This window comes from Syntrophorhabdaceae bacterium (assembly GCA_028713955.1).
In the GTDB taxonomy this organism is placed as follows: Bacteria; Desulfobacterota; Syntrophorhabdia; order Syntrophorhabdales; family Syntrophorhabdaceae; genus UBA5609.
This window is the reverse complement of sequence record JAQTNJ010000349.1, coordinates 1-2,677: the sequence shown is the minus strand read 5'-3', so window position 1 is coordinate 2,677 and position 2,677 is coordinate 1. Positions and strand designations below refer to the sequence as shown.

The following is a 2,677-nucleotide window of genomic DNA, read 5'->3' as shown; positions in this document are numbered from 1 at the left end:
GCTCTTCCGATCTGATACATCCGTTCTGATCGACTTCTTTAAAGGTGTTAAAACTGTAGGCAGCAAGAAATTTGAAATGATTCTGCAGCAGGAGATACCCTTTGGAATAAACTCCTTCATATTGCAGGAGGTTCTCCAGGGGGCAGCATCTGAGAAAGAATTTTCTCTTCTCAGGGAGTACCTGTCGACCCAGCGTTTCTATGATCTGAAAGATCCGGTTGATTCATTTATCAATGCCGCCAAGCTTTACATGGAGTGCCGCAAGAAAGGGATTACCATAAGGAGCACAATAGACTGCCTTATTGCTGAGACCGTCCTCGAACACAATCTGCTCCTTCTTCATAACGACAATGATTTTAAAGCCATGGCCAGGGTTATTCCGCTTAAGTTTTTTTAAAACCATGTGGGTATAAGAGAAGATGAGGGGATGCGAATATGGGGTTCAATACTCACAAAGATCTAGATATATGGCAGAAAAGTATAGATCTTGTTGAAAGGATCTATAAAATTACAGACACATTCCCGCATTATCGCATTAACGCATTCACCCATTACCGCATATACGCATTCAGGGGGTTATTATGAATAAAGCATTGTTAGTCGGTATCAACAGGTACAAATTACCGGGAAGCAATCTCCAGGGCTGCGTCAACGACGTTACGAACATCCGCCACATCCTGCTCACATATTTCGGGTTCACGGTCAAGCAGATCCGGGTCGTCACGGATGAGCGCGCTACAAAGGCGAACATCATGACGAGACTCGAATGGCTTGTAAAAGGCGCGAAGCCCGGAGACCGCCTCGTCTTCCACTACTCGGGCCATGGCTCGCAGATCAGGGACCGTGACGGTGATGAGCTGAAGGATCACCTCGACGAGATCATCTGCCCTCACGACATGGACTGGGACGGCACGTACATTGTCGATGACGAACTCGGCAAGGTCTTTTCAAAGATCCCCAGGGGCGTAAACCTTGAGGTATTCCTCGATAGCTGCCATTCCGGTACTGCCACGAGAGAGATGCGCATCGCCGAAGAAGAGGTCCCCGGCGGCGTGACCGTGAAACAGCGGTATTTACCGCCGCCCGTCGACATCCTCTGCCGCGAGGAGGAGGACCTGCCTGTTCGCAGATTACTGAAAGGGAAAATGAATCCTGTTTCCCATGTACTCTTTGCGGGCTGCCGTGAAAACCAGACGTCCGCCGATGCTTACATCAACAAGGCATACAACGGCGCCTTCACGTACTATCTCTGCAAGCACCTGCGGGATACGTCCGCCGCCCTCGTTCGCAGCGATCTCCTCAAGCGCGTCCGTGCCTCGCTCAGGTTCAACGACTATGACCAGGTCCCGCAACTCGAATGCACAACGGCAGAAAAGAAAAAGAAGATTTTGGAGTAGAAGATATAAAGACAATTTTCAACCACAGATGTACACAGATAAAAGCAGATATATTAACTATGTCCTCCATTGTGATAAACCGTCAATGGAGTCCGCACTCTCAGCACCTGGCGGTGCAAGAGCAAACTTAACCCGCAAGGGTATGCGGGTTTGTCCCGTTGAAAAATAAATCTCATTTCACGGGACAAAAAATCATACGGTTCTCTCTGTGATCTCAGCGTCTCGAACGAACGAAGAGAGTGGGCGTGAGGAAGAAAAGCTTTTAAATGCCTTGTCTCTCGCAGAGCCCACACCCGTTTCGAAGACTTTGAATGCCGGCAAGAAGTAACCTTTAACAACTGATATCTATCGAATCTCACTTTTCTCGAGTTACCACCTTTCTCGCATATGTCAATAAACGCAACAAAATCGATAAGCCAGATTCCTGGTATTTTAAAGTATACCTCGATCGATATGGCACAATCCGGAATTGAAATGATATGAAAATAATAATTCTTGCCGGTGGCAGCGGCACCAGATTGTGGCCTTTAAGCAGAAAGAATTATCCCAAACAATTCTTGAAGCTTCAGGGCGACAAATCCCTTTTGGTGAATACAGCCGAGAGATTTTTGCATGCCGTTAACCCTGAAGACATTATTGTTATCACCAGCAAAGATTATGAATTTTTTGTACGATCACAACTTGAGTGGCTGAAACATATTATCCTTGAGCCGGTGGGTAGAAACACTGCGCCTGCCATAGCCCTTGCAGCGAAGTATTGTCTCGAGAAGGTGGGGTCCGGCGAAGACGAAGTAATGTTCATCTCTCCTTCCGATCATATAATAGAACCGGTTGATGAGTTTACAGACTATCTCAGGTTGTCTGAACATATAGCGCAAATGGGTCATATTGTGACATTCGGTATTAAGCCCGTGAAGCCGGAGACAGGATACGGTTACATAAAGATAAATCCCCGGGAGCCGCTGGCTGGAGCACCAAGTGCATACAAGGTGGAGCAATTTGTAGAAAAGCCTGATTTAGAGACGGCAAAAGAATACCTTGCCGATGGGAGCTACTACTGGAACTCAGGCATGTTTGCCTTTACCATCAAGGCTATAAAAGAAGAACTCCTCAGATTCGAGCCCGATATCGGCAAGATGGCTAATCTGGGGTTTGAAGAAATGAAGGGGTCATTCGGGAACATGCCGTCGATATCTGTTGACCATGCGGTTATGGAGAGGTCGCGACACCTGACGGTTGTCCCGATGGGGCTTGCCTGGAACGATATAGGGTCATGGGAT

At 47.5% G+C, this 2,677-nt stretch carries 3 protein-coding genes; all 3 read left to right on the top strand.

Annotation, left to right across the window (positions count from 1 at the left end):
• Positions 1–397: PIN domain-containing protein (locus PHU49_16860; protein ID MDD5245680.1), on the top strand; the 397-nt coding region annotated here is incomplete at its 5' end.
• Positions 398–581: 184 nt separating this feature from the next.
• Positions 582–1,397 (top strand): caspase family protein, encoded by an 816-nt coding sequence (locus PHU49_16855; protein MDD5245679.1) that lies wholly within the window; start codon positions 582–584, stop codon positions 1,395–1,397.
• 479 nt (positions 1,398–1,876) lie between these two features.
• The coding region (locus PHU49_16850; protein MDD5245678.1) for a mannose-1-phosphate guanylyltransferase at positions 1,877–2,677 on the top strand (801 nt) is incomplete at its 3' end.